Origin of the sequence: Enterobacter sp. CGMCC 5087 (genome assembly GCF_003144775.1) — a bacterium.
Lineage (GTDB): Bacteria > Pseudomonadota > Gammaproteobacteria > Enterobacterales > Enterobacteriaceae > Enterobacter > Enterobacter cloacae_M.
In genome coordinates this window covers 1-17,377 of the sequence record NZ_QFXN01000216.1, presented here as the reverse complement: position 1 = coordinate 17,377, position 17,377 = coordinate 1, and the positions used below count along the sequence as shown (strand labels likewise).

General features: G+C 56.8%; 15 protein-coding genes. 7 read left to right on the top strand and 8 right to left on the bottom strand.

The genetic code is table 11. The features are described 5' to 3' along the window. Positions 1-50: 50 nt before the first annotated feature. The 7 genes from lldD to DEO48_RS17825 all read right to left on the bottom strand — a co-directional run bounded on the left by lldD (position 51) and on the right by DEO48_RS17825 (position 8,166). Positions 51-1,238 (bottom strand): FMN-dependent L-lactate dehydrogenase LldD, encoded by a 1,188-nt coding sequence (lldD, locus tag DEO48_RS17855; protein WP_109845872.1) that lies wholly within the window; start codon positions 1,236-1,238, stop codon positions 51-53. Continuing rightward, a complete protein-coding gene (gene lldR / locus DEO48_RS17850; protein WP_109845871.1) occupies positions 1,235-2,008 on the bottom strand; it encodes a transcriptional regulator LldR in 774 nt (257 codons plus the stop codon). The genes lldD and lldR overlap by 4 nt, the downstream gene beginning before the upstream one ends. Next, the gene (gene lldP, locus DEO48_RS17845; RefSeq protein ID WP_032650757.1) at positions 2,005-3,660 is read right to left on the bottom strand and encodes an L-lactate permease; all 1,656 of its coding nucleotides are present in this window, start codon (positions 3,658-3,660) and stop codon (positions 2,005-2,007) included. The genes lldR and lldP overlap by 4 nt, the downstream gene beginning before the upstream one ends. Positions 3,661-4,003: 343 nt before the next feature. Continuing rightward, entirely contained in the window at positions 4,004-4,366 is a 363-nt protein-coding gene (locus DEO48_RS17840) for a YibL family ribosome-associated protein (RefSeq protein ID WP_010436679.1), read from the bottom strand. Positions 4,367-4,424: 58 nt separating this feature from the next. Then, positions 4,425-5,015, bottom strand: coding sequence for a mannitol operon repressor MtlR (gene mtlR, locus DEO48_RS17835; protein WP_023309920.1), 591 nt, complete (start codon positions 5,013-5,015; stop codon positions 4,425-4,427). Next, entirely contained in the window at positions 5,012-6,160 is a 1,149-nt protein-coding gene (mtlD, locus tag DEO48_RS17830; RefSeq protein ID WP_023309921.1) for a mannitol-1-phosphate 5-dehydrogenase, read from the bottom strand. The genes mtlR and mtlD overlap by 4 nt, the downstream gene beginning before the upstream one ends. Before the next feature lie 98 nt (positions 6,161-6,258). Further along, positions 6,259-8,166, bottom strand: a complete 1,908-nt coding sequence (locus DEO48_RS17825) for a PTS mannitol transporter subunit IICBA (protein WP_023309922.1) — start codon at positions 8,164-8,166, stop codon at positions 6,259-6,261. A gap of 658 nt (positions 8,167-8,824) precedes the next feature. On the opposite strand from DEO48_RS17825, the gene DEO48_RS17820 reads away from it, so the two are divergent. The 6 genes from DEO48_RS17820 (at position 8,825) to aldB (ending at position 15,977) form a co-directional block, all read left to right on the top strand. Beyond that, on the top strand, positions 8,825-9,181 hold the full coding sequence (locus DEO48_RS17820; RefSeq protein ID WP_008502729.1) for a DUF3302 domain-containing protein: 357 nt from the start codon (positions 8,825-8,827) through the stop codon (positions 9,179-9,181). Between the two features lie 2 nt (positions 9,182-9,183). Continuing rightward, positions 9,184-10,320, top strand: a complete 1,137-nt coding sequence (locus DEO48_RS17815; RefSeq protein WP_109845870.1) for an HlyD family secretion protein — start codon at positions 9,184-9,186, stop codon at positions 10,318-10,320. Positions 10,321-10,410: 90 nt separating this feature from the next. Then, positions 10,411-11,019 carry a glutathione S-transferase gene (locus DEO48_RS17810; RefSeq protein ID WP_109845869.1) on the top strand — a complete coding sequence of 203 codons (609 nt, stop codon included), beginning with the start codon at positions 10,411-10,413 and terminating at the stop codon, positions 11,017-11,019. 103 nt (positions 11,020-11,122) lie between these two features. Continuing rightward, entirely contained in the window at positions 11,123-12,508 is a 1,386-nt protein-coding gene (gene selA, locus DEO48_RS17805) for an L-seryl-tRNA(Sec) selenium transferase (protein ID WP_109845868.1), read from the top strand. Next, positions 12,505-14,352, top strand: coding sequence for a selenocysteine-specific translation elongation factor (gene selB / locus DEO48_RS17800; RefSeq protein ID WP_109845867.1), 1,848 nt, complete (start codon positions 12,505-12,507; stop codon positions 14,350-14,352). Before selA ends, selB begins: the two co-directional genes overlap by 4 nt. A gap of 86 nt (positions 14,353-14,438) precedes the next feature. Next, a complete protein-coding gene (gene aldB / locus DEO48_RS17795) occupies positions 14,439-15,977 on the top strand; it encodes an aldehyde dehydrogenase AldB (RefSeq protein ID WP_109845866.1) in 1,539 nt (512 codons plus the stop codon). On the opposite strand, the gene DEO48_RS17790 is transcribed toward aldB, so the two are convergent. Beyond that, entirely contained in the window at positions 15,974-16,936 is a 963-nt protein-coding gene (locus DEO48_RS17790) for a LysR family transcriptional regulator (RefSeq protein ID WP_109845865.1), read from the bottom strand. The two genes, aldB and DEO48_RS17790, sit on opposite strands and share 4 nt — an antisense overlap. A gap of 120 nt (positions 16,937-17,056) precedes the next feature. On the opposite strand from DEO48_RS17790, the gene DEO48_RS17785 reads away from it, so the two are divergent. Beyond that, on the top strand, positions 17,057-17,377 hold a 321-nt coding region (locus tag DEO48_RS17785; RefSeq protein WP_146198299.1), incomplete at its 3' end, for a MipA/OmpV family protein.

The window sequence follows — 17,377 nt, the reverse complement described above, 5'->3', positions numbered from 1 at the left end:
GCCCGAGGGGGAAATCGGGCGCGTGAGGAAGGGGCATTAACCGGCGAAGCTCAGGCCGCGTTTCCCTGAGCAAGTGGCGCCAGCGCCGCCGATAATTTGCTTAACTCCTGCACCAGAGAATCTCTGCTGATTTCACCGATCGTTTTCGCTCCTGTCAGCGTCATCGCTACCTTCATCTCTTTTTCGATCAGGTTGAGCAGATTCGCCACCCCTGCCTGGCCCGCCGTCGCCAGCGCATACAGATACGCGCGTCCCAGCAGCACGCTGTCGGCGCCCAGCGCAATCATGCGCACCACGTCCAGCCCGTTGCGGATGCCGCTGTCGGCCAGGATGGCAATATCGCCTTTCACCGCATCGGCGATGGCCGGCAGGGCGCGTGCGGAAGAGAGCACCCCGTCAAGCTGGCGTCCGCCGTGGTTAGAGACCACAATCCCGTCAGCGCCAAAGCGGACCGCATCGCGGGCATCTTCCGGATCGAGGATCCCTTTGATCACCATCGGGCCGTCCCAGAACTCGCGGATCCACTCCAGGTCTTTCCACGAGATCGACGGATCGAAGTTGTTCGCCAGCCAGCCAATGTAATCCTCCAGCCCGGTCGGTTTACCGAGGTATGCCGAGATATTGCCCAGATCGTGCGGACGACCGTTCAGGCCGACATCCCACGCCCACTGCGGATGGGTCATGGCCTGCCAGTAGCGGCGTAACGCAGCATTCGGGCCGCTCATGCCGGAGTGGGCATCACGATAGCGCGCCCCGGGGGTTGGCATATCGACGGTAAAGACCAGCGTCGAGCAGCCCGCCGCTTTGGCGCGCTCGAGCGCGTTGCGCATAAAGCCGCGATCGCGCAGGACGTACAGCTGGAACCACATCGGGCGCTTGATGGTCGGGGCGACCTCTTCAATCGGGCAGACGGACACGGTGGAAAGGGTAAACGGAATGCCTTTGGCATCCGCCGCCGCGGCCGCCTGCACTTCGCCACGGCGGGCATACATGCCGCACAGGCCCACAGGCGCGAGCGCGACGGGCATGGAAAGCGTTTCGTTAAACAGTTTTGTCTCAAGGCTCAGGTCAGACATATTCTTCAGCACGCGCTGGCGCAGAGCCACCTCCGACAGATCTTCCACGTTGCGGCGCAGGGTGTATTCGGCATACGCCCCGCCGTCGATATAGTGGAACAGGAACGGGGGCAAAATGCGCTGCGCCGCGGCGCGATAGTCACTGGCTGCTGAAATAATCATGCTTTGTTCTCCCTGGAAATATCACTGTCGCCAGGCAGACGGGTAATACGCGCCTGTCGGGCCTGGTCTTCATCGAATCGTTTAATGGTGGTGTGCACGAAACCGAGATGCGCCATCATCGCTTTGCGCGCGGCCTCGGCATCACCGGCCAGAATGGCGTTGAGCACCGCCTCGTGCTGTTCGGTTAGCCGGGCAAACACTGGCGGAACCAGATACATGCGCTGGCGGCTCTGCTTCACGGAGGATTGCAGCAGGTCGAAGAACCCGCGCATGGTCTGGAGCAGCACCACATTGTGCGACGCCTCGGCAATCGCCAGGTGAAAACGCACGTCCGCCTGGGAGGCGATATCCGGGTCGCTGCTCTGCGTGGCCTCAAAGCAGGCGATGAGTTTCTCTTTGTCGGCGTCGGTTGCCCGCATGGCCGCGTGCCAGGCGGTACTGGTTTCGATGGCGTGACGCGCTTCAAGGATGTCGAAGCTGTAGTCCGGGTCGTTCTCCATCAGCGTTTTCAGGGGCTGCACGATGTTTTGCTCGGACCAGTCGTCATGCTGCCAGCGCACAAAGGTGCCGCCGCCGCGACGGCTCACCAGCACGCCTTCGCTGACCAGCGTCGCCAGCGCCTCGCGCAGTGAATTGCGCGACACGCCAAGTTGGGCGGCAAGCTGGCGTTCGGCGGGCAACTTCATGCCCGCTTCCAGCTGTTGTTCATCAATCAGCGCCCGCACGCGAGAGGCAATCTCGTCGGACAGGCGTCTGGGCATCACTATCATGGGATCATCCAGGTTAAGACATAGGCCTGCAGGGTGGTGATCACCCCGACCATGCAGGTGAATATCAGGCTGTGTTTCACGGTAAAGCGGAACAGATCCGACTCTTTACCGACCAGTCCCACCGCCGCACAGGCAATGGCGATGGATTGTGGAGAGATCATTTTCCCGGTCACGCCGCCAGTGGTATTCGCGGCCACCAGCAGGACGTCCGACACGCCAATCTGCTGGGCCGCCGTTGCCTGCAGCGCGGCAAACAGGGCGTTAGACGAGGTATCTGAACCGGTCAGGAACACCCCCAGCCAGCCGAGGAACGGCGAGAAGAAGGTGAAGGCGTGGCTGGTATGGGCCAGCGCCAGCGCCAGCGTCGATGACAGGCCGGAGTAGTTCGAGATAAACGCGAACGCCAGCACCATGCCGATGGAGTAAATCGGCAGCATCAGCTCTTTAATGGTTGCGGCAAAGGTCTGCACCGCGGCCGCAGGCTTCATGCGCAGCCACACCACGGAAAGAATAGCGGCAAACAGGATGGCGGTACCGGTGGCGGAGAACCAGTCGAATTTATAGACCGCGGCATACGGCGTAGCGGCGTGCACCACCGGCGGCATACGGGCGACCATCTTGTCGAGGAACGGTACGGAGATGTTAATCACCATGTCGTACAGCGCCCCGCCCGGGGCAAACAGGGCTTTAAACGGCGGGATGCTCCACAGGGTGACCGTTGCGGTCAGGAACAGGAACGGCGACCAGGCGCGGATCACCTGTCCTGCCGTATAGCCCGTACGGGCCAGGGTTTGATCAACCTGCGAGGCGCCCATGTCGGCGAAGCGGAAAATACGCACCGGCTGCCAGCGTTTCAGAAACAGCGTCAGACAGACCAGCGACACCAGCGAAGAGATGATGTCCGGCAGCTCCGGGCCGAGGAAGTTCGAGCTGAGGTATTGAGCGATAGCGAACGAACCGCCCGCTACCATCACCGCAGGCCAGGTCTCCTTCACGCCGCGCCAGCCGTCCATAATCGCCATGATCCAGAACAGGACGATAATGGTCAGGAAGGGCAGCTGGCGGCCGACCATCTGGCCGATCTCGAAGCTGTCCAGCCCGGTAACCTGTCCGGCCACCAGAATCGGAATACCCATCGCGCCAAATGCCACCGGCGCGGTGTTCACAATCAGGCACAGGCCGGCGGCATAGAGCGGGTTAAAGCCCAGACCGACCAGCAGCGCGGCGGTGATCGCCACCGGTGCGCCAAAGCCTGCCGCGCCTTCCAGAAACGCCCCGAAGGAGAAGCCGACAATCAGCATCTGCAGGCGCTGGTCCGGCGTGATGGAAAGAATCGACGAACGGATTATGTCGAACTGCCCGGTTTTCACCGAGATTTTATAGACAAACACCGCCGCGATGATGATCCACGCAATTGGCCACAGGCCGTAGAAGAAACCGTAGACGACGGAGGCCAGCGCGCGATCGACCGGCATTTTATAGAAGAACAGCGCCACCATCAGGGCGATAGCAACGGTATACGTCGCGGCGAGGTAGCCCTTCAGCTTGAGCTTAATCAGCGCAAAGAAGAAGAACAGGATCGGAAGCGATGCGATCAGGCTCGACAGCCAGATATTACCGGCCGGGTCGTAGTTTTGTTGCCAGAGGCTCATGCAGGTCTCCTGGGGACCAGACAGCCTGCGCTGCGGGTGAGTCTCCGCTCAACTCTGCGTCACAGGTTGTGTAAAAGTGGTCCTGCCAATGTTGTGTTGTAGGGTTAATGACAACGAATGGTTAACCAAATGTTATGGTCAGGCAATGAGTTTGTGAGCGGAAATAATGGAATTGTGAACCGGGGAAGAAAGAGAAGGGGGATTGGTTGGGCCAATTTGAAGCGAGGTGGGGCCTGAAGCCCTCACCCCGGCCCTCTCCCATGGGGAGTAGGAGAAAAACGGACCGTACAGTTCCCTCGCCCTTTTGGGGAGAGGGTTAGGGTTAAGGTGAGGGGGATAGGTATTAGAACGCGGTCTTACAAAAACCCGTCATCTCTTTCAGGCCCATTTCGCGGCCAAGTTCGGTCATCGGGTGTACCACCACCAGACCACGGACGCTTTTCTTCAGCTTGCCCATGTCGGCCTGTTCTTTTTTGGTGATCGCGCGGCGGTGCGGCATGTTCATCAGCTTCTGCGCTTCTTTGCTCAGCTTCTGGCCTTTCACTTCGCGCAGGCGCTCGATTTCTGTTTCCAGCGTGGCGGCTTCTTTTTCCAGCTCGGCGTACTTCTCGGCGGAATCGACCAGTGACAGGCCAGCCATCTGGTGGCGGATGAGATCCAGGCGGTCGCTCAGGCGTTTAATTTCGTTCTTTTCGACTTCTTTCATGACAAATAACTCTGAAAACGGGGAATTTACAGGGAAGGATACACCAATGTGAGCAGGCTTACTTCTGAAACGCTTTTTTTAAGCTGATTCGGGAAATCAGCTCAGTCAGGGAGAGAACCATCGTGGATCGGACAACCTGTTGATAACGCAGCTTTTGCATCGCGTAGAGCTCAGGGTCGCTGTTGTCAAAATGGGGAGCAGGGGGCAGCGCGGTGACGCAGTGCAGCTCGCCGAAGGGCCCCAGGATCTCATCATCGGTAAAGGTGTACTCGTTACCGTCATGATTGAGCTCTTCGCGCAGCGCCATTAACAGCTCCGCATCTTCATACTCTTGTCGGTTGAGCACGCCAAGACCATAAATCAGCTTCAGGCGCACGGATAGATCGCCCAGCGGTCCGTCTCCGTCCAGTAACGGTTCTACAGCATATTTTACCGCGTAGTCGTCTTTGCGAAACACCTGAAGCACCAGGATATTCACCGCCTCGGTTAACAGCTCGACGGCGGCAATCAGGAAGCTTCGTACGGTTTTGCCAGCATTCAGACGCTCAAGCACACGATTTTCAAAGGCCTGGGTTTGTTCCATTATTGCCTGCATATCTGACAATCTATTATTTGGGCGCAGGTTAACCTGCGCCGCACTGTGCATCATTTGGTTGCGTTGTATGCGTTAACCGCCTCCACAACCACGTCGCTGTTGGCGTCCAGACCGGAAATCTGCGCCAGCGCAGCCTGCGCGCCTTTGTCATCAATCAGCTGAGCCAGTTCCTGCGCCTGTGGGTCCTGCTCGCTGCGGTAGTGCATCGCAGCGGCAATCCCTTTCACCAGGTTGGCGTGCGGCAGGCCGTATTCCAGCGTGCCCAGCAGCGGCTTAATCAGGCGATCGCCCGCGCTCAGTTTGCGCAGAGGCTGACGGCCCACGCGCTCAACGTCATCTTTCAGATACGGATTTTCAAAGCGACCGAGGATTTTCTGGATGTATGCTGCATGTTTATCAGCATCAAAACCGTAGCGTTTGATCAGCACCGCGCCGCTCTCTTCCATTGCCCCTTTTACCACCGCGCGGATCTTCTCATCGAGGATCGCATCACGAATGGTCTGATGACCGGCCAATTTTCCGAGGTACGCGGTTATAGCATGCCCGGTGTTCAGCGTGAAGAGTTTGCGTTCGACAAATGCCATCAGGTTATCGGTTAATTCCATTCCCGGAATGGTCGGCAGGGCGCCTTTAAACTGGGTTTTATCAACGATCCACTCGCTGAAGGTTTCCACAGTCACTTCCAGCGGGTCGTTGGTGGCGGATTCAGACGGCGGAACGATGCGATCCACGGCGGAATCCACAAACCCAACGTGCGCTTCAACCCAGGCTTTGTCTTCGTCTGCTACAGCGTTAAGCACGTGGCCTTTCAGCTGCGTGGTGCCGCGCACCATGTTTTCGCAGGCGATGATGTTCAGCGGGGTGTCGATGCCCTGCGCTTTACGTTTTGCCAGGCCTTTCGCAACCGCAGGGGCGATGCGCTCAAGAACGACCGGACCCACGGCCGTGGTGACCAGATCGACGCTGGCGATCAGGTCGATAACGTCTTCACCGATGCTGCTGACCGCGTTGACGCCGGATACCGTCTCAACCTGCTCGTTTTCACCGACTACATGGACCTGATAGCTATGACGCGCATTCAGGGCATCCAGGACAACCTGATTCACATCGGCGAATGTCAGCGTAATGCCCGCGTCTGCCAGCAGTTTACCGATAAAACCACGACCGATATTACCTGCGCCAAAATGTAATGCTTTCATAGTGTTAACCTTCATCAATGTTTTTACCCGAGAGGGCTGGGGTGAGGAACGTTTCCCCTCACCCTAGCCCTCTCCCCAGAGGGGAGAGGGAAGAGGACTTATTTGTTAAGAAGTGCCAGGACTTCTTCCACGCTGGTGGTGCTCGCCAGACGCGCAATGACAGATTCATCATCCAGCGCGTTGGTCAGGCTGGTAATCACCTGAATGTGCTCGTTGTTGCGAGCGGCGATACCAATCACCAGACGGGCGATGTCGTCTTCTTCTTCACCGAAGCGCACGCCCTGCGGATACTGACAGAATACGACGCCGGTTTTCAGGACGCGATCTTTCGCTTCAACCGTACCGTGCGGCACCGCGATGGATTCGCCCAGGTAGGTTGGCGTCAGTTTTTCGCGTTCCAGCATCGCGTCAACATATTCAGGCTGAACGTAGCCGCCTTTCACCAGCTGCTCGCCAGCGAAGCGAATCGCTTCTTCTTTAGTTGCCGCTGTGCGACCGAGGAAGATGTTTTCCGCACCCAGTTTGAACAGGTGGGCGTTGCTCTCGTCAAAGCTGTCCTGCAGGCTTGAGCGCACTTTCACTTCGTTGTCTTCGTGACGCTGCGCCGCAACCAGACGTTCGGTCAGGCTGGTGTACAGACCGCTGTCGAGGAAGTTAGTCAGCGAAATGTGCTGTGCCTGCGGTACCTGGCGCATGGCGCGCTCGGTCAGGTCGCGGTGCGTGATGACCAGGTCAACGTCCGGCGGCAGGCTGTTAATGGCGCTGTTGGTGACGGAGATGTTGGTCAGGCCCGCATCCTGCACTTTCTTACGCAGCACGCCTGCACCCATTGCGCTGGAACCCATACCGGCGTCACAGGCAACAATGATTTTACGCACGTGGCTCAGGTCGTTAGAGACATCGCCAGCCGCCAGCGGGGTCGCGCCTTTGGATTCGGCTTTCATGTCGTGCATACGACGGGTCGCCGCTTCAATATCGTCGTCTTCTTTCACTTTGCTGGTTTTCAGCAGGATAGAAGAGACCACGAATGAGACCGCCATTGCCGCACAGATGGCCGCGATGTTCGCGAAGTACGCCCCTTTTGGCGTCATCGCCAGCACCGCCAGGATAGAACCCGGAGAGGCTGGAGACACCAGACCGCCGCCCAGCACGCTCAGGGTGAACACGCCGGTCATACCGCCAAGGATAACGGCCAGGATCAGACGTGGGTTCATCAGCACGTACGGGAAGTAAATTTCGTGGATACCGCCCAGGAAGTGGATGATTGCCGCACCGCCAGCAGACTGCTTAGCGCTGCCGCGACCAAAGAACATGTACGCCAGCAGAACGCCCATACCCGGACCTGGGTTCGCTTCAATCAGGAAGAAGATTGATTTGCCGAGATCGTGAGACTGCTGAATACCCAGCGGCGAGAAGATGCCGTGGTTGATGGCGTTGTTCAGGAACAGGATTTTCGCCGGTTCAACGAAAATAGACGCCAGCGGCAGCATGTCGTGCGCAACCATGAAGTTAACGCCCGCCGCCAGAATTTTGGACAGCACTTCAACCGCAGGGCCAATGCCGAGGAACGCCAGAATCGCGAGGATCATCCCGATGATGCCCGCAGAGAAGTTGTTCACCAGCATTTCGAAGCCGGATTTGATCTTACCATCAACCCAGACGTCGAATTTCTTAATCGCCCAGCCGCCCAGAGGACCGGCAATCATTGCTCCGAGGAACATCGGCATATCCGCACCGACGATAACACCCATGGTCGTGATAGCGCCCACTACGCCACCACGGTCACCGCCCACCAGACGACCACCAGTGAAACCGATGAGCAGCGGCAGGAGATAGGTAATCATTGGGCCAACAAGTTTCGCCAGCGTTTCGTTAGGCAACCACCCTGTCGGAATGAACAATGCAGTGATGATACCCCACGCGATAAACGCGCCGATATTTGGCATCACCATGTTGCTGAGGAAACGACCAAAGCTTTGAACTTTGATCTTGAAATCGGATGACATAAAACACCCCTTCTTCTGTTTACGCTTAGGCTTGCGGCCCGAGGTTTATTGTTAATGAGGCGGCAGAGGTAGCCGGGCCCTGTTCTGATGCTGTGAAATCTGGCACTGAATCGTTCAACTGTCCAGACAGGGAAAATTTATGTGATGCGTGTCACGTAAAGACAGGGGGTAGGGATGTCAATGAAGTGATCTCAATCACAAAATAAGTGGGCAAAAAAAATACGATGGCGAGAAAAAAAGCAAAATCCACCCCTTTGTGTGATTATCGTCACGTTTTGTTATGGCGTGTTTGTTTCTGGATTGTGACTGATTTCACAAAATATTTTTATGCAGATTTCTCCGGCTGTGATCGGCGGCAAACTCTGCTTCGCGTTTCAGCGCCAGGATAATATGGCACGACACGATAAGCTAAAAAACCACTTTTGATGTGTGGTATGGCGAAAAGTTAAAAGGTGGATTACGCTCATATTGTAAGGTTAAGTCTATTATTATTCAGGATATATTTTGACACGCTTATAAACTTGCATGGAGATATTATAAAAACTCATACTCCCCGGCTCGGAAATAGTAAGCACATCCCCGTGTTTATAAAAAAATTAATTAGGTTGCGTACCGTTTTATTAATTTAATGAGTTGACGTTGTTTAAGTGAGGAGAATATGTTTCTCAACTATTTTGCGCTGGGCGTATTGATTTTTGTATTTCTGGTTCTCTTTTACGGAATCATCGCCATCCATGATATTCCTTATAATATGGCCAAAAAGCGTAACCATCCGCATGCCGATGCCATTCATACGGCAGGCTGGATTAGCCTGTTTACACTCCATGCCATCTGGCCATTCCTGTGGATTTGGGCCACGCTGTACCGCGAAGATCGCGGCTGGGGGATGCAAAACCACATCACCAAGCCTGATGAAGTTCCGGGCATGGATGCGCTGGCCAAACGCGTGGCGGAACTCGAACAAAAGCTGGCTGCAGTACAGCCCACTGCTGATAAGAACACGCTGGAGCGCTAAACATGGATCTGTTGATTATTTTGACCTACGTGGCATTTGCCTGGGCCATTTTTAAAATATTCCGAATTCCGGTCAACCAGTGGACGCTTGCCACCGCAACATTAGGCGGCGTATTTATTGTTGCCGGTCTTATTCTGTTAATGAACTATAACCATCCGTATACCTTTACGGCGCAAAAAGCGGTTATTTCTATTCCAATCACGCCGCAGGTGACCGGTGTGGTCAGTGAAGTCACGGATAAAAATAACCAGCTTATTAAAAAAGGCGAAGTGTTATTTAAACTGGATCCTGGCCGCTACCAGGCGCGCGTCGACAGACTCCAGGCTGACCTGGTGACCGCGACGCACAATATCGATAACCTGAAAGCGCAGCTGTCGGAAGCGGTCGCCAATACCACCCGCGTATCGGCTGAACGCGATCGTCTGTTTAAAGATTATCAGCGCTACCTGAAAGGCAGCCAGGCGAAGGTGAATCCGTTTTCTGAAAGCGATATCGACAACGCGCGCCAAAATTATCTCGCACAGGATGCGATGGTGAAAGGCTCCGTGGCTGAACAGGTGCAGATCCAAAGCCAGTTAGACAGCATGGTGAACGGTGAACAGTCGCAGATTGCGTCGTTACGCGCCCAGCTTGCCGAAGCCAAATATAACCTGGACCAGACCGTGGTGCGTGCGCCGAGCGATGGTTACATCACCCAGGTGCTGATCCGTCCGGGGACGTACGCCGCCGCGCTACCGCTGCGTCCGGTGATGGTCTTTATTCCTGAACAGAAGCGTCAGATCGTGGCCCAGTTCCGCCAGAACTCGCTGCTGCGTCTGAAGCCGGGCGATGAAGCGGAAGTGGTGTTTAACGCGCTGCCGGGCCAGGTGTTCTCCGGGAAGCTCATCAGTATTCTGCCGGTGGTGCCAGGGGGAACCTATCAGGCGCAGGGCGCGCTGCAGTCGCTGACGGTGGTGCCGGGAACGGACGGCGTTCAGGCACTTATTGAGCTGGAACCCAACGCCGAAGTCGATGCCCTGCCGGATGGTATCTATGCCCAGGTGGCGGTCTACTCGGACCACTTCGCCCACGTCTCGGTCATGCGTAAAGTACTGCTGCGTATGACCAGCTGGATGCACTACCTCTACCTCGATCACTAATCCTTCCAGGGCAGGAATGCGACATGCAGACCTGCCCTTTTTTCATCGCTTGATCCATACTGACTTTTTTCCGGCATTAAGGATCAGGCAATGAAACTCATCGGCAGCTACACCAGTCCCTTCGTGCGAAAAATCTCGATTCTCCTGCTGGAGAAGGGGATTGAATTTGAATTCGTGAATGAACAGCCTTACAACGCGGAAAACGGCGTTGCGCAGTACAACCCGCTGGGAAAAGTCCCGGCGCTGGTCACGGACGAGGGCGAGTACTGGTTCGATTCCCCAATAATTGCCGAGTACATTGAGCTGCTGGGCGTTGCCCCGGCTATGCTGCCTGCTGACCCAAAAGCGGCGCTGGCGGTGAAGCAGGTCGAAGCCCTGGCCGACGGTATTATGGATGCGGCGTTAACCTCCGTGCGTGAACAGGCAAGGCCCGCTGCCCAGCAGTCGGAAACGGAACTGTTACGCCAGCGGGAAAAAATCAGCCGCAGCCTGGACAGGTGCGAACAGCTTATCCGGGAAGGAAAGATTCAAACCGACAGCCTGAACCTGGGGACCATCGCCATCGCCTGCGCGATTGGTTATCTCAACTTCCGCCACGTCTCCCCGGGCTGGTGCGTCGACCGTCCGCTGCTGGTGAAACTTGCAGACACGCTGTTTAGCCGCGAGAGCTTTGCCCGTACCGAACCGCCAAAGGCTTGACGCGGGTTATAACACTTCGGCGTCGGAGGTTGTACAATCCCTACACATGTTAACTCCCTCTCCCGTCGGGAGGGGGGAAGATATTTACTCGCCAGGCGCCTTCATGACTACTCATCATTCGCTGTACAGCCAGATCCCCGCTACCGACCGTCTCCTTCGCGAGCCCCGCATTCATGCTGCCGTTGAGCGTTTTGGCCATACCGCGACGGTGGAGATGTTACGCCTGCTTCAGGACGAAGCCCGATGCGCTATTCAGTCAGAAAACGCCTTGCCCGAATGGTGCGCGGCGTGGGAGCAGGAAGTTGAACAGCGGCTGGATGAGAAGGCGCAAAACGCATTACGCCCGGTGATAAACCTGACCGGAACCGTCCTGCATACCAACCTGGGACGCGCGCAGCAGGCGGAAGAGGCCGTTGCCGCGGTCGTGCAGGCCATGCAAGCGCCCGTAACGCTGGAGTACGATCTGGACGGCGCCGGACGCGGGCACCGCGACCGCGCGCTGGCGGATCTGCTCTGCCAGCTGACCGGCGCGGAAGATGCCTGCATTGTGAATAACAACGCCGCAGCGGTGCTGCTGATGCTGGCGGCCACCGCCAGCGGCAAAGAGGTGGTGGTGTCCCGCGGCGAGCTGGTGGAGATTGGCGGAGCGTTTCGTATTCCGGACGTGATGCGCCAGGCGGGCTGTACGCTGCATGAGGTGGGCACTACCAACCGCACCCATGCGAAAGACTATCGCGCGGCGGTGAATGAAAATACCGCCCTGCTGATGAAGGTTCACACCAGCAATTATCATATTGAAGGCTTCACCAAAACGGTTGAAGAGGCGGAGCTGGCGGCGATTGGGCGCGAACTGAATATACCGGTGATTGCCGATCTCGGCAGCGGCTCACTGGTGGATCTGAGCCTGTACGGGCTGCCAAAAGAGCCGATGCCGCAAGAGATGATTGCGGCGGGCGTCAGCCTGGTCAGCTTTTCCGGCGACAAACTGCTGGGCGGGCCGCAGGCCGGGATTATCGTCGGCAAGCGCGAGCTGATTGCGCAGCTGCAGCAGCATCCGCTCAAGCGCGCCCTGCGAGCCGATAAAATGACGCTTGCCGCGCTGGAGGCGACGCTGCGTCTTTATCTCCATCCGGAGAAACTGGCCGACCGCCTCCCCACGCTGCGTCTGTTAACCCGCGATGCCGCTTCAATTCGCGCCCAGGCCGAATTACTGCTGCCGCGCATTGCCCCGTACTACCCCGATTTTAACGTTCGCATTGAACCCTGCCAGTCGCAGATTGGCAGCGGTTCGCTGCCGGTGGACAGGCTGCCGAGCGAAGCGCTCACGTTCACCCCGCGTGACGGGCGCGGCAGCCACCTTGAAGCCCTGTCGTCGCGCTGGCGTGGCCTGCCCGCGCCGGTTATCGGGCGGATTTACGATGGCCGAATGTGGCTGGATCTGCGCTGCCTTGAAGATGAAGAGCGATTTCTGGAGATGTTGTTGAAATGATTATTGCCACCGCCGGTCACGTCGACCACGGAAAAACCACGCTACTGCAGGCGATTACCGGCATAAACGCCGACCGCCTGCCGGAAGAGAAAAAGCGCGGCATGACCATCGATCTGGGCTATGCCTACTGGCCCCAGCCTGACGGTCGCGTACTGGGTTTTATTGATGTGCCGGGGCATGAAAAGTTTCTGTCTAACATGCTGGCGGGCGTGGGCGGCATCGATCATGCCCTGCTGGTGGTGGCCTGCGATGACGGCGTGATGGCGCAAACCCGCGAGCACCTGGCGATCCTGCAGCTAACCGGCAACCCGCAGCTGACCGTGGCGCTGACCAAAGCCGATCGCGTGGATGACGCGCGCGTCAGCGAGGTGCGCGAAACGGTCCAGGCGACCCTGCGGGAGTATGGCTTTGCCGACGCATCGCTTTTTGTCACCGTGGCGACAGAAGGGTGTGGTATCGACGAACTTCGCCACCATTTACAGCACCTTTCATCACGCGCTCACGCAAGCCATCACCGCTTTCGTCTGGCGATCGACCGGGCCTTTACCGTAAAAGGTGCGGGGCTGGTCGTAACCGGCACCGCGCTGAGCGGTGAAGTCAGCGTGGGAGATACCCTCTGGCTGACGGGCGTGAATAAACCGATGCGCGTGCGCGGACTGCACGCACAAAACCAGCCCGTTGACCGTGCCCACGCCGGACAACGTATCGCGCTGAACATTGCCGGGGATGCGGAAAAAGAGCAGCTGAACCGCGGAGACTGGCTGCTGGCCGATGCTCCGCCGGAACCGTCTGAACGCGTGATTGTCTCCCTGCAGACACACATACCGTTGACCCAATGGCAGCCGCTGCATATTCACCACGCGGCCAGCCATATCACCGGGCGCGTGTCGCTGCTGGAAAACGACCTTGCCGAGCTGGTATTCGATTCGCCGCTCTGGCTGGCAGACAACGATCGTCTGGTTCTGCGTGATATTTCCGCGCGGGAAACGCTTGCCGGGGCACGGGTGGTCGCGCTGAATCCACCGCGACGCGGCAAGCGTAAACCTGAATATCTGCAGTGGCTGGCAGCGTTGGCGCAGGCCAGCGATGATAACGACGCGCTGCGGGTGCATCTTGAGCGCGGTGCGGTGAGCCTGCGTGATTTTGCATGGGCACGCCAGCTGAGCGAGGAAGGGTTACGCCTGCTGGCCCAGCAGCCGGGCTTTATTCAGGCTGGAAACAGTCTGCTAAACGCCCCGGTTGCCGCGCAATGGCAGCGTAAGATACTGAACACGCTCGCAACGTACCATGAACAGCATCAGGATGAGCCTGGCCCGGGCCGTGAGCGTCTGCGACGCATGGCGCTGCCGATGGAAGACGATGCGCTGGTGCTGCTGCTGATTGAAAACATGCGCGAAAGCGGGGTGATTAAAAGCCACCACGGCTGGCTGCACCTGCCGGATCACAAGGCCGGGTTCACCGCAGATCAGGAGGCCATATGGCAAAAAGCAGCCCCGCTGTTTGGCGATGAGCCGTGGTGGGTTCGGGATCTGGCTCGCGAAACCAACACCGACGAGCAGGTGATGCGCCAGGTATTGCGCCATGCGGCGCAGCAGGGGCTAATCGTCGCGATCGTGAAAGATCGTTACTACCGTAACGATCGCATTGTGGCGTTTGCCAACCTGATCCGCGAGCTGGATCAGGCGCGCGGCTCGACCTGCGCAGCGGATTTCCGCGACCGGTTGAACGTGGGCCGCAAGCTGGCGATCCAGATCCTGGAGTATTTCAACCGCATCGGCTTTACCCGCCGTCGCGGTAACGATCATCTGTTGCGCGATTCGTTATTATTTCCTGAAACTCCGTGACCTCCGTCGTAAACACCGTTACCGGCTGGCGAGAAAATCGCCAGCCGGAACTACCCTTGTTGTACACCAACAGCAAGGAGACGGTCATGACAATCAATCCTCCCTCATCGCGTATCCAGCCCGGCGAGTATGGTTTTCCCCTCAAGCTGAAGCCCCGTTATGACAACTTTATTGGCGGCGACTGGGTAGCTCCCGTCGACGGCGAATACTATTCCAACCTGACCCCCGTAACCGGCCAGCCGCTGTGCGAAATAGCCAGCTCCGGCAAGCGCGATATCGATCTGGCGCTGGATGCGGCGCACAAAGCGAAAGATAAATGGGGCCATACCTCAGTTCAGGACCGCGCAGCTATTTTGTTCAAAATCGCTGACCGGATGGAGCAGAATCTGGAGCTGTTGGCGACGGCGGAAACCTGGGATAACGGCAAGCCGATCCGGGAAACGATGGCGGCAGACGTGCCGCTGGCCATCGACCACTTCCGCTATTTTGCCTCCTGCATTCGCGCTCAGGAGGGCGGAATAAGCGAGGTAGACAGCGACACCGTGGCGTATCATTTCCACGAACCGCTGGGCGTCGTCGGGCAAATCATTCCGTGGAACTTCCCGCTGCTGATGGCGAGCTGGAAGATGGCGCCCGCGCTGGCGGCTGGAAACTGTATTGTGCTCAAACCGGCGCGTCTGACCCCGCTCTCGGTCCTGCTGCTGATGGAAATCGTTGGCGACCTTCTGCCGCCGGGCGTGATTAACGTGGTCAACGGTGCGGGCGGTGAGATAGGGGAATATCTGGCCACCTCAAAACGTATCGCCAAAGTGGCGTTTACCGGGTCGACGGAAGTGGGCCAGCAGATTATGCAGTACGCCACGCAGAACATCATTCCGGTGACCCTGGAGCTGGGCGGGAAATCCCCGAACATCTTCTTCGCGGACGTGATGGAGGAAGAGGATGCCTTCTTCGATAAAGCCCTGGAAGGGTTTGCGCTGTTTGCGTTTAACCAGGGCGAAGTCTGCACCTGCCCAAGCCGCGCGCTGGTGCAGGAGTCCATCTATGAGCGCTTTATGGAGCGGGCCATTCGCCGCGTCGAGTCTATCCGCAGCGGTAACCCGCTCGATAACGTGACGCAGATGGGGGCGCAGGTCTCGCATGGACAGCTGGAAACCATCCTCAACTACATCGACATCGGCAAGAAAGAGGGGGCGGATATTCTGACCGGCGGTCGCCGTAAGGTGCTCGGTGGGGATCTGCAGGAAGGGTATTACCTGGAGCCAACGATCCTGTTCGGTCAGAACAACATGCGCGTCTTCCAGGAGGAAATTTTCGGACCGGTACTGGCCGTGACCACCTTCAAAACGATGGAGGAGGCGCTGGAGATTGCCAACGACACGCCGTATGGGCTGGGAGCGGGCGTCTGGAGCCGCAACGGTAATCTGGCCTATAAAATGGGCAGAGGTATTCAGGCCGGGCGCGTCTGGACCAACTGCTACCACGCCTATCCGGCACACGCGGCATTTGGCGGTTACAAGCAATCGGGTATCGGGCGTGAAACCCATAAGATGATGCTGGAGCATTATCAGCAAACGAAATGTTTGCTGGTCAGCTACTCCGATAAACCGCTGGGGCTATTCTAATCGCCCAGCTCAGGCCGTCCATGGGCGGCCTGAGCTATTTGCTGGCGCAGGCAGTTCAGAACGCCATCCAGAACGTATTGCACGCGCCAGGGCTGGTATTCGCGTTTGCGGAAGATGGCCGTCAGATCGAGCCACCACTCTTCCTGATGCGGGAAGCAGGGGACCAGCATCCCTTGCGTTAATTCTTTTTTCAGACTCTCTTTTGGCGCAAAAACAATCCCGAGATTATTTCTTGCCAGCTCCAGGGCCGTCTGCGTATTGTCGCAAATATAATTACCGGTCACCCGGTAGTCATGCACGCTATCACTGCCGTGCACGCGAAAACGCCAGATATTTGCATCATCGACCAGCATGGAGTCAATGAGAATACAGGAATGATTAATTAAATCTTCAGGTCCCTTTAAGGGGTGCTTATTTAAATACTCAACGGTTGCAAATGCCGTAACGGAATATTTTGTTAACACGCTGGCAACCAGACTTTCGTCTTTCGGTTGCGCATAGGTAATTAAAATGTCGCAGTCATCCGGAAAGGAAACGCCTTCTGAAAATTCATTCCGGTCGAGGTTGTAGGTTTTCAGGGAGATGCGGATGTCACCGATATCATTGATTTTGTGGATCACATGCCGCGACAGATAGGTCACGATACCCGTAGGGGCGTAAATCGTGACTTTTCCGCGTTTTTCATGCTTGTAATCCGCAATGAAATTAACAAGTTGAGTATTTTTATCCAGCGTGGCGTTAACATAGGGAAGTAACGCTTCACCGAACTGAGTAAGCGCCAGTTGACGCGTGGTGCGTTCAAAAACCTTGAGTCCAACCCGTGTTTCAAAATCAGACAGATATTTGCTGACGTTGGCCTGCGCCATGCCCAGCAGGGCGGCGGCATCACCAATGCTGCGAGTTGCGGCGATGACGGATATGATTTTTAATTCGCGTGGCTTCAGCTGTAAATTACTCATCCTGCACACCCATCTATATGATTTTATATATAATATTATATAAACCACAGCGTTGCATTGGCAAATTTGTAACCATTATTATGCGCCTCGCTTGTTTGGCATTTTAATGGATTACATGTAATGACTATTAAATACAATTTACTCATCGCGGCCACGTTATTTGCAACATCCTCAGCAATGGCCGGTGACTTTTCACTAGGAGCGGGGGCTGTATTTAATGAGTCTCCTTACAAAGGCTATAACGAAAATACGACCGCAGTACCGTTAATTAGCTACGAAGGCGACAACTTTTATGTTCGCCAGACCACGGGCGGATGGATCCTGTGGAAAGACGCAAAAAATGAACTCAGCCTGACCGCATCGTGGATGCCGCTGCATTTCGATCCAGATGACAACGACGACCATCAGATGAAACAGCTTGATGAGCGTAAAGCCTCTGCC